This is a genomic window from Ectopseudomonas khazarica (assembly GCF_017915135.1).
GTDB classification, from domain to species: domain Bacteria; phylum Pseudomonadota; class Gammaproteobacteria; order Pseudomonadales; family Pseudomonadaceae; genus Aquipseudomonas; species Aquipseudomonas khazarica.
Genome location: NZ_CP068551.1, coordinates 2039367 through 2057361, shown reverse-complemented (window position 1 = coordinate 2057361; position 17995 = coordinate 2039367). Strand labels below are relative to the sequence as shown.

Sequence of the window (17995 nt, the reverse complement as noted above, 5' to 3'; positions counted from 1 at the left end):
CCCTGTTTCAGATCTGATTCAGTTGCGTCTTCAACAGATCACGAAACGTCTGGATCAGCGGCTCGCGCGTACGACCCCGGCGCAGGATCAGCGAGAAAGGTGCCTGATAGCCGAAGGTCGCCGGTGACAGAACCCGCAGCTGATTCTGCTCGACCCAGTGCTGGGCATAGTGCTCCGGCAGGTAGCCGATATAGGCCCCGGACAGCACCAGGATCAGCTGCGCCTCCATCGACTCCACCGTCGCGGCACTGTGCTTGAAGCCATGCCGCGCCAGCTCGGCCTGGCTCCAGTAGCCACGGCCCACCATGCGCTGCTGGGTGATCAGCTCCACCGGAATGCGCCGCTGGCCGAACAGCGCATGCCGCTCGCTGCAATACAGCCAGTGCTGCTCGCGGTACAGCGGCTGGTAGACCAGCCCGTTCATGCGTGTGGAGAAGGCACCGATGGCCAGGTCGAGGCGGTTGTCCAGCACCGCTAGCTGCAGCTCGTACGGACTCATCACCGACAGGTGCAGGTGCACGGCGGGGTGCTCCTGGCTGTAGGCCCCGATCACTTCGGCCAGCGGCAGCGCCGGATCGCTGACGGTGGAGTCCAACACGCCGAGATTGAGGGTGCCGCGCAGCTCGCCCTTGAGCGCCGCCGAGTAGCGTTCGAACCCTTCCAGTTCCCCGAGCAGGCGCAAGGTCTCCTGATGGAACAGCTCGCCCTTGCTGGTCAGGCTGAAACCACCACGCCCACGATGACAGAGCACGATGCCCAGCTGACTTTCCAGCTGACTCATGTAAGTGCTGATGGCCGACGTGGAGAGATTCAGCTCCTGCTGCGCGGCAGCGAAGCCCTGGTGACGGACCACGGCGACGAAGATCTTCAGCAGTTTCAGGTCGGGCAAGGCGAAGGACATGGGCGGCTACGGCAGTCGGTGGGCGGACAGTGTAGCGTCCTGCGCCGTCCAGACACATCCGCGATGACAGCCCATTAGTTCAGCGATTGCTGAACTGATTTTTTGCTCGCAACGATTTAACCGAGCCGAGCCCTGGGCAAACAATGCGGCCCATAACCAGGCGCCGGCTCGAATCGGACGCCACCGGGCACGACTCACGCCCCTTGCCAATCTGCCGCAGACCCTCGCCCTCTCCAGGAGACGGCCATGCGACTGGATATCTTCCGCTCCCTCTGGGGCTATCGCGGCAGTTGGCAACAAGCGCTCGACGAAGCGTTCAGCGCCGGCTTCGACGGCCTCGAGGCGCGAATTCCCGAAACCGCCGCGCAGCGCAGCGCCAATGCCCGCATCCTGCGGGACAACGACGCCCCCTACATCGCCACCCTGTTCACCTCCACGCCCGTACTGCCGCGGCAGAGCGACAGCCCGCAGGTACACCTGGAAGACCTGCGCATGAAGCTCGACTGGGCCGCCGAACTCGGCCCGCGCCTGGTCAACGTGCTGCCCGGCAACGACCGCTGGGCACTCGGCGAACAGGTCGACTTCTTCGCCCGCGCCGTCGAACTGGCAGACGCCAGCGACCTGCATGTCTGCTTCGAGATTCACCGGGGGCGCTCGCTGTACAGCCCCTGGGTCACCCTCGAAGTGATTCGCCAGGTACCCGAACTGCGCTTCACCAGCGACATCAGCCACTGGCTGGTGACCTGCGAGCGTCTGCTCGACGACCCCGCCGATGACCTCTCGGCCTTCGTCGAGCGGGTCGACCATATCCAGGCCCGCGTCGGCTACGACCAGGGGCCGCAGGTGCCGCATCCGGGCGCACCGGAATACGCCGAGCACCTCGCCTTCCATCAGCGCCACTGGGAGCGCATCTGGCGCAGCCAGGAGCAGCGCGGCCGCCAGGTCACCACGCTGACCCCCGAATTCGGCCCCGACGGCTACCTGCACCACCTGCCGTTCACCGACGTGCCGGTGGCCGACCTGTGGCAGCTCAACCAGTGGATGGCGCGCTGCGAGCGCCAGCACTTCCACCGTTTCACCAGCCGCTGAGGGCTCACCATGACCAGCAAGCACTTCACCGAAATTCCCGTGGTCGACATCGCCGGCCTGTTCAGCGGCGACCCTGCCGAGCGCAACGCCGTGGCCGCAGAACTGGGCCGTGCGGCACGCCAGGTGGGCTTCCTCTACATCAGCGGGCACGGCATCGAGCAGTCGCTCATCGATGGCCTGCACCAGGCGGCCGAGGCCTACTTCGCCCAGAGCCTGGACGACAAGATGCGCCATTACATCGGCGCCTCGGACAGTCACAAGGGCTTCGTGCCCGAGGGCGAGGAGCGCTACAGCGTCGGCAAGCCCGACCACAAGGAAGCCTTCGACATCGGCTTCGAAGTCCCGGCCGACAATCCGCTGGTACTGGCCGGCACGCCGCTGCTGGGGCCGAACCACTGGCCCACCCTGCCCGGTTTCAGGGAGGCCGTGCAGGCCTACTATGCGCGCATCTTCCAGCTCGGCCGCACCCTGTTCCGCGGTTTCGCCCTGGCCCTGGGCCTGCCGGAGAACACCTTCGACGAGATGGCCAACTTCCCGCCATCGAAGCTGCGCCTGATCCACTATCCCTACGATGGCGAAGCGCAGGACGCTCCCGGTATCGGTGCGCATACCGATTACGAGTGCTTCACCATCCTGCTCGCCGACCGCCCAGGGCTGGAAGTGATGAACGACCTCGGCCAGTGGATCGACGCACCGCCGAAGCCGGGCACCTTCGTGGTCAACATCGGTGACATGCTCGAAGTCATGAGTGCCGGCACCTTCGTCGCCACCTCGCACCGCGTGCGCAAGGTCAGCCAGGAGCGCTACTCCTTCCCCTTCTTCTATGCCTGCGACTACCACACTCAGATCCGCCCGTTGCCGCAGTTCGAGTCAGCCGGCCAGGCCTACGAGACCATCAGCATCGGCGAGCACATGTGGAGCCAGGCGCTGCAGACCTACCAATACCTGAAGAAGCGCGTCGAGGACGGCCAGCTGCAGCTGCCCGAACGCGCCCGTCGCCCGTCCAGCTTCGGCCATCTGAAGCACCAGCCGAGCGCGCTGTGATTTCCCCCTGCCAACCCAACACCTGATCCGGAGATAACCACAATGGCAATCCGCAACCCGCTGCGCACCACCCTCCTGGCCCTCGCGTGCACCCTCGCCAGCGGCCTGAGCCAGGCCGCCGAAGCACCCAAGACCCTGTCCAGTGGCGAACTGAAGGTAGGCATGGAGATTTCCTACCCACCGTTCGAGTACTACGAAGGCGACAAGGTACTGGGCTTCGACCCGGAAGTGTCCGCTGCCCTGGCCAGACACCTGGGCCTGGAAGCGAGCTTCAGTGACATCAGCTTCCCCAACCTGATCCTCGGTCTCGACGCGGGCCGCTTCGACACCATCATCTCCGGCATGTACATCCTTCCAGAACGCCTGGAAAAGGCCGACGCCATTCCCTACGCCAAGACCGGCGCGGCGATCATGGTGCGCAGCGACGCCGAGAAGAAGCCGGCCACCCCCGAAGACCTCTGCGGCCTGACCGTCGGCCTGCAGCAGGGCACCTCGTGGATTCCGGCACTGCAGAAGGTCTCCGACGGTTACTGCAAGGAGCAAGGCGCCGCCGCCATCACCATCAACCAGTACCCGACCACCGCGGAAACCACCCAGGCCCTGCTCTCCGGCCACATCCAGGCGCACCTGGAGATCGACGCAGCCTCCTTGCGCATCGTCGAGCGCGCCAAGGGCCGCATCGCCATCAGCTCCAGCAGTGCGATCTATCCGCAGGTGCTGGGCATCTACGTGAAGAAGGGCAACGCCCAGCTGCTCGACGCGCTGAAAGCCGCGCTGGACGACTTCAAGGCCAGTGGCGAGTACAGCGCGCTGCTGAAGAAATACAACCTGGAAGAAGCCTGAGAAACAGCCACAGGCGGCAAGCCGCCTGTGGCGCACCGGAGATGACACATGCCGTTCGAATGGAGCTATTTCTTCTCCCTGTTTTCCATGCCGGCCTTCTGGGCGGCATGCTGGACGGTGGTGAAACTCAGCAGCCTGGCCTGGCTGATCGGCCTGCTGCTGGGCTTCGCCCTGGCCAGTGCCAAACAGGCTGCCAGCCGCTGGCTCAGCGCACCGGCATCGCTCTACGTCTGGTTCTTTCGCAGCGTGCCGCTGCTGGTGCTGCTGATCTTCGTCTACAACCTGCCACAGCTGGTGCCCGCCAGCGGCAAGCTGTTGTCCAACCCCTTCTATGCCGGCCTGATCGCCCTGGTCCTGACCGAGGCGGCCTACATGGCGGAAATCCACCGGGGCGGCCTGCTCTCGGTGGCCAAGGGCCAACGCGAAGCGGCTCGCGCACTGGGCATCGGTCGTCTCGGCGCACAGCGCCTGATCGTGGTGCCGCAGGCGTTCCGTATCGCCCTGCCGACCCTGACCAACGAGTACGTCACCATCGTCAAACTGACCTCGCTGGTCTCGGTGATCTCGCTCAGCGAATTGCTGCTGGTCGGCCAGCGCCTCTATGCGCAGAACTTCCTGGTGCTGGAAACCCTGGGCGCGGTAGCCGTGTACTACGTGCTGATCGTCAGCCTGTTCGGCTGGGGCCTGCAGTACCTCGAGCGGCATCTCGACCTCGCCAGACGCAAGCCGGGCACCCTCGGCGAGGAGCAGCTGGCCGGCCTGCGTCGCGACCTGCCGGCGGCCGCCAGCCGCGAGGTCCAGCCCCGGACGCCCGGTACTCCGGCGGCGCTGCACCTGAGCAACATCCACAAACACTACGGCAATCATCACGTGCTCAAGGGCATCGACCTGAGCGTCCAGCCTGGCGAGGTCCTCTCCATCATCGGTCCCTCCGGCTCCGGCAAGACCTCGCTGATCCGCACCATCAACGGCCTGGAAAGCATCGATGAAGGCGAAATCGTGCTGTTCGGCGAGAGCTTCATCCAGGCCGGCGACCGCCCGGACAATCGTCGCCAGCGCGCCGGCGTGCGACGCATCGGCATGGTGTTCCAGAACTTCAACCTGTTCCCGCACCGCACCATCGCCGACAACGTCATGCTCGCCCCGCTCCATCACGGCCTGGGCACTCGCGTCGAACTGCGCAGGCAGGCGCTGGCCCTGCTCGACAAGGTCGGCCTGCTGGCCCATGCCGACAAGTACCCGCACCAGTTGTCCGGTGGCCAGCAGCAACGCGTGGCCATCGCCCGCGCGCTGGCGATGAAACCGCAGGTGATGCTCTTCGACGAACCCACCTCGGCACTCGACCCGGAGCTGGTCGGTGACGTGCTGGCGGTGATCCGCGACCTGGCCCGCGAAGGCATGACCATGCTCATCGTCACCCACGAGATGGACTTCGCCCTGTCCATCTCCGACCGCGTGCTGTTCATGGAAGACGGTCACGTTCAGCTCGACGCCTCGCCCGCTGCCATCCGCACCGGCGACCACCCGCGCGTACGCCGATTCATCGGCCTGGAGAACGCATGAACGATATCGCCACCCTGCGCCGCGACCTCGCCGCGGCCTATCGCCTGGCCGCCCTCTTTGGCTGGGACGACACCCTCTACACGCACTTTTCCGTACGCCTGCCCGGCAGCGGAGAACCGCGCTTTCTGATCAATCCCTTCGGCCTGTTCTTCGAGGAGGTCCGCGCCAGCGACCTGATCGTGGTGGACATGCAGGGCAAGGTGGTCGAGGGCAACGCCGACTACAACGTCGCCGGCTTCACCATTCACAGTGCCGTGCACATGGCCCGTGACGACGCCCATTGCGTGATCCACACCCACACCCTGGCGGGCATGGCCATTGCCGCGCAGGATGCCGGCCTGTTGCAACTCAACCAGATCAGCACCGAATTCCACCAGCGCCTGGGCTACCACGCCTACGAAGGCGTGGCGCTGGACCTGGACGAACGCAGCCGCATCCAGCGCTCGCTGGGCGACAACATCGCCCTGGTGCTGCGCCACCACGGCCTGCTCAGCGTCGGCGCCAGCGTCGCCGATGCCTTCTATGTCATGTACTACCTGAACCGTGCCTGCGAAATCCAGCTCGCCAGCACCGGCGGCGGCCAGGCCTGCAGCGAGATCGCGGAGCCGCTGTCGCGCCACGCCTGCGAACAGTTGCAAGGCGCCGAATGGCAGCGCCAGCTGCTGTGGCAGGCCTGGCTGCGCAAGCTCGATCGCCTCGATCCCGGATACCGCGACTGACGCATCACCGTCGTCCGGGTGCAGCCAAACCCCCATGAATCGGGGAGTCAGGCACTTACTTCAGACAATCCTGAAGTAAGTTTTTGCCCCTGCCGATTCTTCCCGACACCTGGCCGGCCAAGAATCCCGCCACAACCAGAACAAGCCTGAGGCCCTCCCATGGACAAGAAACTCCACCAGCCCCTGGGTGGCAACGAAATGCCACGCTTCGGCGGCATCGCCACCATGATGCGTCTGCCGCACATCCAGAGCGTCGAGGAAAAGCGCCAGCTGGACGCCGCCTTCATCGGCGTACCGCTGGACATCGGCACCTCGCTGCGCTCCGGTACCCGCTTCGGCCCGCGCGAGATCCGCGCCCAGTCGGTGATGATCCGCCCGTACAACATGGCCACCGGTGCCGCACCGTTCGACTCGATCAACGTGGCCGATATCGGTGACGTGGCGATCAACACCTTCAACCTGCTCGACGCCGTGCGCATCATCGAAGAGGCCTACGACGAGATCGTCGAGCTCGGCATCACGCCGCTGACCCTTGGCGGCGACCACACCATCACCCTGCCGATCCTGCGGGCGCTGCACAAGAAGTACGGCAAGATCGGCCTGGTCCACATCGACGCCCATGCCGATGTCAACGACCACATGTTCGGCGAGAAGATCGCCCATGGCACCACCTTCCGCCGCGCCCAGGAAGAAGGCCTGCTCGACAGCCAGCGCGTGGTGCAGATCGGCCTGCGTGCCCAGGGTTACACCGCCGAGGACTTCAACTGGAGCCGCAAGCAGGGCTTCCGCGTGGTGCAGGCCGAAGAATGCTGGCACCAGTCGCTGGCTCCGCTGATGGCCGAAGTGCGGGAAAAGGTCGGCGGCGGCCCGGTCTACCTGTCGTTCGATATCGACGGCATCGACCCGGCCTGGGCGCCGGGCACCGGCACCCCGGAAATCGGCGGTCTGACCACCATCCAGGCCATGGAGATCATCCGTGGCTGCGAGGGCCTGGAGCTGATCGGCGCGGACCTGGTGGAGGTCTCCCCGCCTTACGACACCACCGGCAACACCTCGCTGCTCGGTGCCAACCTGCTTTACGAAATGCTCTGCGTGATGCCTGGCGTCACAAAACGCTGATCGCCGAATCCGGGTGCCCTCGACGGCACCCGGAACATCCATACAACAACAATTCGGATGCCTGCCATGAATCATGATGAATCCATGCCCCTGCTCGACGACCAACCCGGCGCGAGCACGCCCTTCAGCCTGCGTCAGCTGCTGATCTTCCTGATCCCCTCGCTGCTTGGCGTACTGCTGTTTCTCACCCCCATCGTCTACGAGGAAAAGGTCACCATCGGCCTCGGCGTGATGGCCGATGCGCTCAAGGCGGCGTTCAACGACCACCTGCCGGCCATCGCCACCGCCCTGCTGCTGGCATCCGCCGCGCTCGGCCTGCTCGGCAGCCTGTTCAAGCCACGCTGGCTGACCCAGCGCCCGGCGCTCAACGAACTGTTCAACCTGCCGCCGCTGTGGCTCGGCCTGCGTGTGCTCGGTGCGCTGTTCGCGGCGATGACCTTCTGGCAGTTCGGCCCTGAATGGGTCTGGGGCGCCAACACCGGGGGCGTGGTGCTCAAGGACCTGGCGCCGGTGCTGATCACCTTCTTCCTGGTGGCCGGGCTGATCCTGCCGCTGCTTACCGACTACGGCCTGATGGAATTCTGCGGCACCCTGGTGCGCAACGTGTTCCGCAAGATCTTCGGTCTGCCGGGGCGCTCGGCCATCGACGCCATCGCCAGTTGGCTCGGTTCCGGCACCGTCGGCGTGCTGATCACCGCGCAGCAGTACCAGAAGGGCTTCTACAGCGCTCGCGAAGCAGCGGTGATCGCCACCAACTTCTCCATCGCCTCGATCGCCTTCAGCCTGCTGATCACCAGTTTCATGAAGCTCGACCACCTGTTCGTGCCCTTCTACCTCACCGTGGTGGTGGCTGGCCTGGCGGCGGCGATCATCACCCCGCGCATTCCGCCGCTGTCGTGGAAGAAGGAAGAATACGTCGCCGGTGTCGGCAAGCAGATCCGCGAGGAAGTCCCGGCGGGCACCTCGCTGCTGCGCTGGGGTCTGGCCCAGGCCGTGCGTCGCGCCAACGCCAACCCGTCGCCGCTGCAGATGGTACGCATCGGCGTGCACAACGTGGTCGACATCTGGCTCGGCCTGCTGCCGCTGGTGATGGCCATCGGCACCCTGTCGCTGGCCATCGCCGAGTTCACTCCGATCTTCAACTGGCTGTCCTACCCGCTGGTGCCGCTGCTCGAAGCCCTGCAACTGCCGGAAGCGGCCAAGGCCGCGCCGGCCCTGCTGGTAGGCTTCGCCGACATGTTCCTGCCGGCGGTGCTGGGCAAGGGCATCGAGAGCGAGCTGACCCGCTTCGTGGTCGCCTGCATCTCGCTGACCCAGCTGATCTACATGTCCGAGGTCGGCGTGCTGATCCTCAAGGCCAAGCTGCCGCTGAGCCTGCTGGAGCTGTTCGTCATCTTCGTCCTGCGTACCCTGATCACCCTGCCGATCATCGCCCTGATGGCGCACTGGATCGTCGGCTAAGCCACAAGGAGAGAGCATGACCACCTGCGGTGAGTTTCTCGTCAAGCAGCTCCAGGCCTGGGGTGTCGACACCGTGTTCGGCATCCCCGGTGTTCACACCGTCGAGCTGTATCGCGGCCTGCCCGGCAGCGGCATCCGCCACATCACGCCGCGCCACGAACAGGGCGCGGGTTTCATGGCCGACGGCTATGCGCGCGTCTCGGGCAAGCCGGGGGTGTGCTTCATCATCACCGGTCCGGGGATGACCAACATCCTCACCGCCATGGGCCAGGCCTATGCCGACTCGATTCCGATGCTGGTGATTTCCAGCGTCAACGAGCGCGAGCGCCTCGGCCTGGGCAAGGGCTACCTGCACGAGCTGCCCGACCAGCAGGCGATGACCGCGGGTGTCAGCGCCTTCAGCCACACGCTGATGAGCGTCGAGGAACTGCCCGGTGTACTGGCCCGGGCCTTCTCGGTGTTCGAGGGCGAGCGGCCACGCCCGGTACACATCGAGCTGCCACTGGACATCATCACCGCCGACGCCTCGCACATGGCCCTGGCCCCACGTCCGGTGGTGCGCCGTCCGGCGCCCAACCGCACGCTGATCCGCGAAGCCGCCGGGTTGCTCAAGCAAGCCGAGCGTCCGCTGCTGCTGCTCGGTGGCGGCTGCGTCGCCGCCGAGGCCGAGGCCGAGGCCCGCGCCCTGGCCGCCGCCCTGGATGCACCGACGGCCCTGACCATCAACGCCAAGGGGCTGCTGCCGCCTGGCCATCCGCTGCTGCTCGGCAGCAACCAGTCGCTGCGTCCGGTACGCGACCTGGCGCTGGAAGCCGATGTGGTCGTGGCCATCGGCACCGAGCTGGGCGAAACCGACTACGATGTGGTGTTCGATGGCGACTTCCGCCTGCCGGGCCGCCTGATCCGCGTCGACATCGACGCCCAGCAGCTGCACCGCAACTTCACCCCGCACCTGGCCATTCAGGGCGATGCGCGAGTGGCCATGCGCATGCTGCTGGCCGAGTTCAACCCACGCGAGGCCGACCCCGGCAGCCCCGGCGCTCGCCGCGCCCTGGCCGTGCAGGCCCGCCTGAACGACGATTTCAGCGGCTGGACGCACTACCGCCAGCTGTTCGCGACGCTGCTGCAGGCCCTGCCCGAGGCGCGCTTCGTCGGCGACTCGACGCAGACGGTGTACAGCGGCAACCACCTGGTGGAACTGGACGGCGCGCGGCGCTGGTTCAACTCCTCCACCGGCTACGGCACCCTGGGCTACGGCCTGCCGGCGGCCATCGGCGCCAAGCTGGCCGAGCCGAGCCGCCCGGTGATCAGCCTGATGGGCGACGGTGGCATCCAGTTCACCCTGCCCGAACTGGCCAGCGCCGTGGAAGCCGGCGTCGGCATCATCGTGCTGCTGTGGAACAACGCCGGTTACGGCGAGATCAAGCGCTACATGGAGCGCCGTGACATCGAGCCGATCGGCGTCGACATCTACACCCCTGACCTGCTGGCCATCGCCCGGGGCTTCGGTTGCGCCGCCGAGCGCGCCCGTGACCACGCGCACCTGGCCGAGCTGCTGCGCAGCGCGCCGGCAGACCGCCCGCTGATCATCGAAGTGCAGGAGGCAGCGCCCTTTCACCCCTGAGCGGATCGATCGCGGCTGAAGCCGCTCCTGCAGAATGCGACCGCTGCGTAGGGTCCATCCAACTACTGCAACGGCGGATGAGAAAGGCCTCATCCGCCCTGCCCGATTGAGCCAATCCGCGGCCCCGCTTGCATCCGGGCCACGGACATAACAAGAAGATTGCGTTTCCTCACTGACTGCCACCCTACCAACACCAATAATCAAGCACCGGGGAGTCATTCCATGTTCAAGAACCTAAGCCAGCATTTCGGCCAGGATGGCCTCGCCCCCACCGACGCCAGCCACCGCAGCCTCGGCCTCGGTGGCACCATCGCCTTGTGGCTGGGCGCCAACGTCGTGGTCACCACCATCCTCACCGGCATGCTGCTGGTGCCCGACCTGCCGTTCAGCCAGGCCATGCTGATCGTGCTGGTCGGCTCGGGGCTTGGCATTCTGCCGCTGGTACTGGTCGGCCTGATGGGCCAGCGCAGCGGCCTCACCACCATGGTCCTGGCGCGCGGCAGCTATGGCTCGCAGGGCGCCAAGCTGCCCTCGCTGGTCAATCTGCTGACCCTGCTGGCCTGGAGCTGGATCCAGGCACTGCTGGCAGGCATGAGCCTGAACTACGCCGTGGAGCACCTGACCGGCTACTCCAACCTGCCGCTGTTCACCATCCTCTGTGAAACCCTGGTGCTGCTGATCGCCCTGCGCGGCCACCTGGGCATCGAGCGGGTCGAGCGCTGGGCGGCCATCGGCATGCTGTTGCTGGCAGGCGCGGTGTTCTACGTGATGGGGCAGAAGTTCGAGTTCGCCAGCCTCCTGGCCATGCCGGCCGAGCCGCGCAACGACATCACCCTGGGGATCGCCTTCGATATCGTCATCGCCACCGCCTTCTCCTGGATTCCGCTGGCAGCCGACTACAACCGCAACTGCCGCAGCCAGGGCGTGGCCGGCGCCGGCACCTGGGTCGGCTACGTGCTCGCCACCCTGCTGGCCATGGGCCTGGGCGCCACCGTATCGGGCTTCTCGGTGATGACCGGCATGGAACAGACCTACGACCCCGCCGTGCTGCTCGCCGGCTTCGGCTTCGGTCTGCCGGCGGCCATCGTGGTGTTCCTCTCGGTGATGACCACCAACGTCATGTGCGTCTACAGCGCCTCGCTGTCGTACCTCAACATCAGCCCGAAGACCCCGTTCTGGAAACCGGCGCTGTGCATCGGCGTGCTGTCGATCCTCGGCTCGCAGATCCCCGGCATTCTCGACAACTTCCAGAACTTCCTGCTGGTGATCGGCAGTGTGTTCATCCCCGTCTTCGCCGTGCTGATCGCCGACTACTTCCTGATCCACAAGGGCGACTACGCGGTGGACGAACTGCTCAGCGAGGATGGCGGCCGCTACCGTTACCTGGCGGGTTTCAACCCCGCCGCCTTCGTCGCCTACGGCTTCGGCGCCGTGCTGGCCTACTACTGGGGCTGGGTCTCGCCGCTGGCCTGGGGGGCATCGCTGCCGGTGTTCCTGATCACCGCCGCCAGCTATGCCGTGCTGCGCCGCTGGCTGCTGGTGCCTCGCACGCAACTGGCGTAGCGTGATGAATGTCGTGGCGGGTTGCACCCGCCCTACTCGTCATACCAACCTGTAGGGCGGGTGCAACCCGCCAACGAGGCACGTTTCCCGCCATGAAAATCGTCAGTCGCGACCGCTGGTTCGAGGTGGAACACCGCCACGACGGCATCTGCCTGATCCACGAACCCTACGTGCGTCCCTTCTACCGCTGCAACATGTGGCACGTGCAGGGGCGCGAGCATGATGTGCTGATCGACTCCGGCTCCGGCCTGGTCAGCCTGCGCGAGCAGTTGCCCTGGCTGACCGAGAAGCCGCTGCTGGCGGTGGCCAGTCACTGCCACTTCGACCATATCGCCGGACATCACGAGTTCAGCGAGCGTCTGGTGCATCCGGCCGAGGCGGACATCCTCGCCGCACCGGACGGCGCCAATACGCTGGCCACCGACTTCGTCGGCGACGACATGTTCGAGGCGCATCCGGATTGCCCGCTGTGCTACGCCGAGTACCGTGTGCGCGCCGCGCCGGCTACTCGTCTGATCGAGGATGGCGACGTTGTGGATCTGGGCGACAGGGTGTTGCAGGTGCTGCATACGCCCGGTCATTCGCCGGGCGGCATCAGCCTGTGGGAAGCGAGGACGCAGACGCTGTTTTCCGGCGACATCCTCTACGACGGCCCGCTGATCGAGGATGCCTACCATTCCAACCTGGAAGACTACGCACACAGCCTGATGCGCCTGCGCGACCTACCGGTGCGCAGCGTGCATGGCGGACATTTCGCGAGTTTCTCCGGCGAACGCATGCGCGAGCTGATCGACGCCTGGTTCGACGCCCACCGGCTCGCCTGATGCGCTCGGACGCCGCAATCAGCGGCGCTGACGTGCCTCGCGACGCAGGCGCTCCTGCTCGGCCTCGCTGATGCGAATCGGCTGAGGTTGCGGGATGAGGCCAAGGGCCTGCAGCAAGGTATGCAGTTGTTCTTGCAGCTTGGCGAGCATGGGTACGACCTCCTGCCAAGTAGATGGGAGAGCACGCTGGCGTGCTCTCCTATGAGATTAGGCCTGGCAAGGTGGATTTCAACCAGGGCCGATCAAATCACCGGACTTTTGCGCCGATAGGGGAACACATCGATCACCTTGCCGGCACGGATCGCGTCCTGCAGCTGCTTCCAGTAGTCGGCGTCATACAGGTTGCCGTGCAGCCTGCTGAACAGCTGGCGCTGCTTGATATCGGCGAACAGGAAGGGCGGGAACTCCTCGGGGAACACGTCGTTGGGCGCCACCGAGTACCAGGGCTCGGCGCTCATCTCGTCCTCGGGGAAGCGCGGCGGTGGAATCCTGCGGAAGTTCACCTCGGTGAGAAAGCAGATCTCGTCGTAGTCGTAGAACACCACCCGGCCATGACGGGTCACGCCGAAGTTCTTCAGCAGCATGTCACCGGGGAAGATGTTCGCCGCCGCCAGTTGCTTGATGGCCAGGCCGTAATCGTCCAGCGCCTCGCGCACCTGCGCCTCGCTGGCACTCTCCAGATAGAGATTGAGCGGTGTCATGCGCCGCTCGGTCCAGCAGTGGCGCACCAGCACGCTGTCGCCCTCCAGCACCACGGTCGAGGGTGCCACCTCGAGCAACTCGGCCAGGCACTGCGGCTCGAACTTGGCCCTGGGAAAGCGAAAATCGGCGAATTCCTGGGTATCGGCCATGCGCCCGACACGGTCGACGCTCTTCACCAGGCGATACTTCTCGATCACCGTGTTGCGATCCACCGTCTTGGCGTGGGCGAAGCGGTCCTTGATGATCTTGAACACCGTGTTGAAGCCCGGCAGGGTGAACACACTCATGACCATGCCGCGCACGCCAGGCGCCATCACGAAGCGGTCGTCGCTGCTGGCCAGGTGGCCGATGAGCGAGCGGTAGAACTCGCTCTTGCCGTGCTTGTAGAAGCCGATCGAGGTGTACAGCTCGGCAATGTGCTTGCCCGGCAGGATGCGCCGCAGGAAACCGATGAAGTCGGCCGGGATGGCGACGTCGACCATGAAGTAGCTGCGGGTGAAGGAGAAGATGATCGACACCTCCGCCTCGTCGGTGATCGCCGCATCGACCTGAATGCCCTGCCCTTCGCGATGCAGCAGGGGAATCGCCAGCGGCCATTGCTCGTCGCGGGTGTAGATGCGCCCGACCAGGTAGGCGCCCTTGTTGCGATACAGCACCGAGGAAAACAGCTCGACGCACAGCTCCGGGTCCTTGCAGATCCAGTCCGGCAGGCTCGCCCGCAGCTGCTCCTCCAGGCGCTGCAGGTCACGCGGCAGGTCTTCGTAGGCGGCATCGAAGGCGTAGTCCTCGAAGATCGCCCGCAGCGCCTCGTCCAGCGCGCCGTCGGGCCGGTAGCGGCGGGTCTGCGCGGCGCCCGAGCGGCTGCGCAGCGATGGTCGCGTGGTGTGGATGAACATGCAGCCATCGCTGATCAGATCATGGCTGAACAGGCTGCAGAAGATCGAGTTGAACCAGGTCTCCGCCAGCTCGTCGTCGAGGCGCAGGTCGATCAGCGCGATATAGGCGCTCTTCACCAGCGGCCACTGGCTGGCCTCCAGCAGCGCGGCATCGAAGCCCTGCTGCAGACGCTCGCGGGTCTGCGCCACCTTGTCCTCGTAGAGGTTGATGCGCGCGGCCGAGGCCTGTTGCGCCTCCTGCCACAGCGCCTGCTCGAAGCGGGCACGCGCGCCATCGGTGATCTGGCGGAACTGCTCGCGATAATCGTCGAAGCCATCGAGGATCAGGCGGGCGATCCCGTCGGCCGGCCATTGCTGCCCCATGCGCATGCCCTGTCAATGCGGTGAATGAGCCGAGCTTAGCCGACAAACCCGGCCCGGATGCAAGTCGCCATGCCGGCAAGGCGTTTGCCGCTTGCAGCCGACCAGCTACGGCGCACTTCGAAAGCGCGATGCGGATTGCCAGAACGCCGTCCAGCGGCAACACTCTCGCCCCCACCCCTGCCGGATAGTCCATCATGCGCACCGCCGACCTGCTTCGCCTGCTGCTGCTCGCCGCCATCTGGGGCGCCAGCTTCCTCTTCATGCGGGTCGCCGCCCCCGTGCTGGGCAGCATGCCCACTGCCTTCTTCCGTGCCAGCTTCGGCACCCTGGGACTGCTGGCCCTGCTGTTGCTGCTGCGCACCGACTGGGACTTTCGTGGCAAATTCCGCATCTGCCTGGTGCTGGGAATGATCAACGCCGGCTTGCCATCGGCCATGTACTGCCTGGCGGCGCTGATCCTGCCGGCTGGCTACTCGGCGATCTTCAATGCCACGACACCCCTGATGGGCGTGCTGATCGGCGCGCTGTTCTTCCACGAGGGCATCACCCCGAGCAAGGCCGCCGGCGTGTTTCTCGGCCTGCTCGGCGTGGCGGTGCTGACCCGCACCGGCCCGGTCGCCTTCGACATGCAATTGCTGCTGGGTGCGGGCGCCTGCCTGGTGGCCACGACCTGCTACGGCTTCGCCGGCTTCCTCACGCGACGCTGGATCGGCCAGCAAGGCGGCCTGGACAATCGCCTGACCGCCTTCGCCAGCCTGGTCGGGGCCAGCCTGTTCCTGCTGCCGCTGTTCGCCGGCAGCCTCGCGCTGCAGGCACCGGCGAGCTGGGGCGGCATCGAGGTATGGCTGTCCCTGGCCGGGCTCGGCCTGCTCTGCACCGCCTTCGCCTATGTGCTGTATTTCCGCCTGCTCAGCGATATCGGGCCGATCAAGGCCAGCACCACCACCTTCCTGATCCCGCCGTTCGGCGTCCTCTGGGGGGCGCTGCTGCTGGACGAACCACTGAGCTGGGACTACCTGCCGGGCTGCCTGCTGATCGCACTGGCCCTGTGGCTGGTGGTACGGCCAACGACTGCCAGGGCCTAGCGTGGCTCGCGCATCAGCGGTCCAGCACCCGGCAGCTCAGAGCACAGACGTGGAAGCGCCTGAGCGCACAGCCTGAGCGAGCGGATTCAGCCGCATGAAACACCGTGGCCATCAGCACAGGCTGCGCCAATCATCCATGCGCAGCCACGGCAACGGCCCTTGCATGACGCGTTACTGCTGCAGTTCCTGCTCGGTGAACAGGCCGTCGAACAGCATCGAGGTCAGGTAGCGTTCACCGGAGTCCGGCAGGATCACCACGATGGTCTTGCCCTGCATGTCCGGCTTCTGCGCCAGGCGCACGGCAGCCACCATCGCCGCACCGCAGGAGATGCCGCAGAGAATGCCTTCTTCGCGCATCAGCCGCAGGGCCATGGCCTTGGCATCGTCATCGGCGACCTGCTCGACCTGATCGACCATGGCCAGATCGAGGTTCTTCGGCACGAACCCGGCACCGATGCCCTGGATCTTGTGCGGAGCCGGCTTGACCTCGTCACCGGCCAGAGTCTGGCTGATGACCGGCGAGCCCACCGGCTCCACCGCCACCGAGAGGATCGGCTTGCCCTGGGTCTGCTTGATGTAGCGCGATACCCCGGTGATGGTGCCACCCGTACCGACACCGGCCACCAGCACGTCGATGGCGCCGTCGGTGTCCCGCCAGATTTCCGGGCCGGTGGTCTTTTCATGGATGGCCGGGTTGGCCGGGTTCTCGAACTGCTGCGGCAGGTAGTAGTCGGGGTTGGCGGCGGCCAGCTCGTTGGCCTTCTCGATCGCGCCCTTCATGCCCTTGGCCGGTTCGGTCAGCACCAGCTCGGCGCCAAGCGCCTTGAGCACCTTGCGTCGCTCCAGGCTCATCGAGGCAGGCATGGTCAGCACCAGCTTGTAGCCGCGCGCCGCCGCGACGAAGGCCAGGCCGATACCGGTGTTGCCGGAAGTCGGCTCGACGATGGTCATGCCCGGCTTGAGCACGCCGCGTTCCTCGGCATCCCAGATCATGTTGGCGCCGATGCGGCACTTGACCGAGTACGCCGGGTTACGCCCTTCGATCTTGGCCAGGATGGTCACGCCTTTCGGGCCCAGGCGGTTGATCATCACCAGCGGCGTATTGCCGATGGCCTGGGCGTTGTCTGCGAAGATACGACTCATGATGGAAGTCCTTGCGGGCAGGAAAAACCCCAAGCCTATGCCGCCGCCCGCTGGCCGTCCAGCAGGCAGACCGAAAGCCGGGTGACCCGCCATTCAGTGACTGAATACTGCGTCTGCGTTCACAGCCACCAAGGCTGCGCGTTATAGTCGCGCTCTGAATTTCTGCTGCGGGCCGCCCCGCGCTATCGCTCCGAGGATTTTCCGATGAAGTTCGAAGGTACCCAGTCCTACGTCGCCACCGACGACCTCAAGCTGGCGGTCAACGCCGCCATCACCTTGCAGCGCCCGTTGCTGGTCAAGGGCGAGCCGGGCACCGGCAAGACCATGCTCGCCGAGCAACTGGCCGAAGCCTTCGGCGCCCGTCTCATCACCTGGCACATCAAGTCGACCACCAAGGCGCATCAGGGCCTCTACGAGTACGACGCGGTCAGCCGCCTGCGTGACTCGCAGCTCGACTCCGACAAGGTCCACGACGTTCGCAACTACATCAAGAAAGGCAAGCTGTGGGAGGCGTTCGAGTCCGACGAGCGCGTGATCCTGCTGATCGACGAGATCGACAAGGCCGACATCGAGTTCCCCAACGACCTGTTGCAGGAACTCGACAAGATGGAATTCTACGTTTACGAGACCGACGAGACGATCAAGGCCAAGCAGCGCCCGATCATCATCATCACCTCGAACAACGAGAAGGAGCTGCCGGACGCCTTCCTGCGTCGCTGCTTCTTCCACTACATCGCCTTCCCCGATCGCGACACGCTGAAGAAGATCGTCGACGTGCACTACCCCAACATCAGCGGCGAGCTGGTGGCCGAAGCGCTGGACGTGTTCTTCGACGTGCGCAAGGTGCCGGGCCTGAAGAAGAAGCCCTCGACCAGCGAACTGGTGGACTGGCTGAAACTGCTGATGGCCGACAACATCGGCGAAGCCGTACTGCGCGAGCGCGATCCGACCAAGGCCATCCCGCCACTGGCCGGCGCCCTGGTGAAGAACGAGCAGGACGTGCAGTTGCTCGAGCGCCTGGCCTTCATGGCGCGCCGCGCTTCTCGGTAAACATCG

The 17995-nt window shown here is 65.6% G+C and carries 16 protein-coding genes; 12 read left to right on the top strand and 4 right to left on the bottom strand.

Features of this window, described 5'->3' with window-relative positions; translation table 11 throughout:
• Positions 1-7: 7 nt before the first annotated feature.
• Positions 8-901 carry a LysR family transcriptional regulator gene (locus tag JLK41_RS09760; RefSeq protein ID WP_175253589.1) on the bottom strand — a complete coding sequence of 298 codons (894 nt, stop codon included), beginning with the start codon at positions 899-901 and terminating at the stop codon, positions 8-10.
• A gap of 246 nt (positions 902-1147) precedes the next feature.
• On the opposite strand from JLK41_RS09760, the gene JLK41_RS09755 reads away from it, so the two are divergent.
• The 10 genes from JLK41_RS09755 to JLK41_RS09710 all read left to right on the top strand — a co-directional run bounded on the left by JLK41_RS09755 (position 1148) and on the right by JLK41_RS09710 (position 12750).
• Positions 1148-1990, top strand: a complete 843-nt coding sequence (locus JLK41_RS09755) for a sugar phosphate isomerase/epimerase family protein (RefSeq protein WP_037053427.1) — start codon at positions 1148-1150, stop codon at positions 1988-1990.
• A gap of 9 nt (positions 1991-1999) precedes the next feature.
• Positions 2000-3034 carry an isopenicillin N synthase family dioxygenase gene (locus JLK41_RS09750; protein ID WP_210390919.1) on the top strand — a complete coding sequence of 345 codons (1035 nt, stop codon included), beginning with the start codon at positions 2000-2002 and terminating at the stop codon, positions 3032-3034.
• 42 nt (positions 3035-3076) lie between these two features.
• On the top strand, positions 3077-3877 hold the full coding sequence (locus JLK41_RS09745; protein WP_047584812.1) for an ABC transporter substrate-binding protein: 801 nt from the start codon (positions 3077-3079) through the stop codon (positions 3875-3877).
• 48 nt (positions 3878-3925) lie between these two features.
• Positions 3926-5440 carry an amino acid ABC transporter permease/ATP-binding protein gene (locus JLK41_RS09740; RefSeq protein WP_210390918.1) on the top strand — a complete coding sequence of 505 codons (1515 nt, stop codon included), beginning with the start codon at positions 3926-3928 and terminating at the stop codon, positions 5438-5440.
• The gene (locus JLK41_RS09735) at positions 5437-6159 is read left to right on the top strand and encodes a class II aldolase/adducin family protein (RefSeq protein WP_210390917.1); all 723 of its coding nucleotides are present in this window, start codon (positions 5437-5439) and stop codon (positions 6157-6159) included. Before JLK41_RS09740 ends, JLK41_RS09735 begins: the two co-directional genes overlap by 4 nt.
• A 159-nt stretch (positions 6160-6318) precedes the next feature.
• A complete protein-coding gene (gene speB, locus JLK41_RS09730) occupies positions 6319-7278 on the top strand; it encodes an agmatinase (protein ID WP_037053439.1) in 960 nt (319 codons plus the stop codon).
• Between the two features lie 66 nt (positions 7279-7344).
• The gene (locus tag JLK41_RS09725; RefSeq protein WP_152488449.1) at positions 7345-8739 is read left to right on the top strand and encodes a YjiH family protein; all 1395 of its coding nucleotides are present in this window, start codon (positions 7345-7347) and stop codon (positions 8737-8739) included.
• Between the two features lie 16 nt (positions 8740-8755).
• On the top strand, positions 8756-10363 hold the full coding sequence (locus JLK41_RS09720; protein ID WP_210390916.1) for a 5-guanidino-2-oxopentanoate decarboxylase: 1608 nt from the start codon (positions 8756-8758) through the stop codon (positions 10361-10363).
• A 222-nt stretch (positions 10364-10585) separates the two neighbouring features.
• Positions 10586-11926: a purine-cytosine permease family protein gene (locus tag JLK41_RS09715; protein ID WP_210390915.1), complete on the top strand. Its 1341-nt coding sequence runs from the start codon at positions 10586-10588 to the stop codon at positions 11924-11926.
• A gap of 92 nt (positions 11927-12018) precedes the next feature.
• Positions 12019-12750, top strand: a complete 732-nt coding sequence (locus tag JLK41_RS09710) for an MBL fold metallo-hydrolase (RefSeq protein WP_152488446.1) — start codon at positions 12019-12021, stop codon at positions 12748-12750.
• 18 nt (positions 12751-12768) lie between these two features.
• Here JLK41_RS09710 and JLK41_RS25450 read toward each other — a convergent pair whose 3' ends face one another.
• Entirely contained in the window at positions 12769-12900 is a 132-nt protein-coding gene (locus JLK41_RS25450) for a PA1414 family protein (protein ID WP_256663112.1), read from the bottom strand.
• Between the two features lie 92 nt (positions 12901-12992).
• Positions 12993-14711, bottom strand: a complete 1719-nt coding sequence (aceK, locus tag JLK41_RS09705) for a bifunctional isocitrate dehydrogenase kinase/phosphatase (RefSeq protein ID WP_210390914.1) — start codon at positions 14709-14711, stop codon at positions 12993-12995.
• 194 nt (positions 14712-14905) lie between these two features.
• Between aceK and JLK41_RS09700 the strand changes: the two genes are divergently transcribed.
• Positions 14906-15796 (top strand): DMT family transporter, encoded by an 891-nt coding sequence (locus JLK41_RS09700; RefSeq protein WP_047586597.1) that lies wholly within the window; start codon positions 14906-14908, stop codon positions 15794-15796.
• A 171-nt stretch (positions 15797-15967) separates the two neighbouring features.
• On the opposite strand, the gene cysK is transcribed toward JLK41_RS09700, so the two are convergent.
• A complete protein-coding gene (gene cysK, locus JLK41_RS09695; protein ID WP_037053461.1) occupies positions 15968-16939 on the bottom strand; it encodes a cysteine synthase A in 972 nt (323 codons plus the stop codon).
• 204 nt (positions 16940-17143) lie between these two features.
• On the opposite strand from cysK, the gene JLK41_RS09690 reads away from it, so the two are divergent.
• Positions 17144-17989 (top strand): AAA family ATPase, encoded by an 846-nt coding sequence (locus tag JLK41_RS09690; RefSeq protein WP_047586601.1) that lies wholly within the window; start codon positions 17144-17146, stop codon positions 17987-17989.
• The last annotated feature ends 6 nt before the right edge of the window (positions 17990-17995 follow it).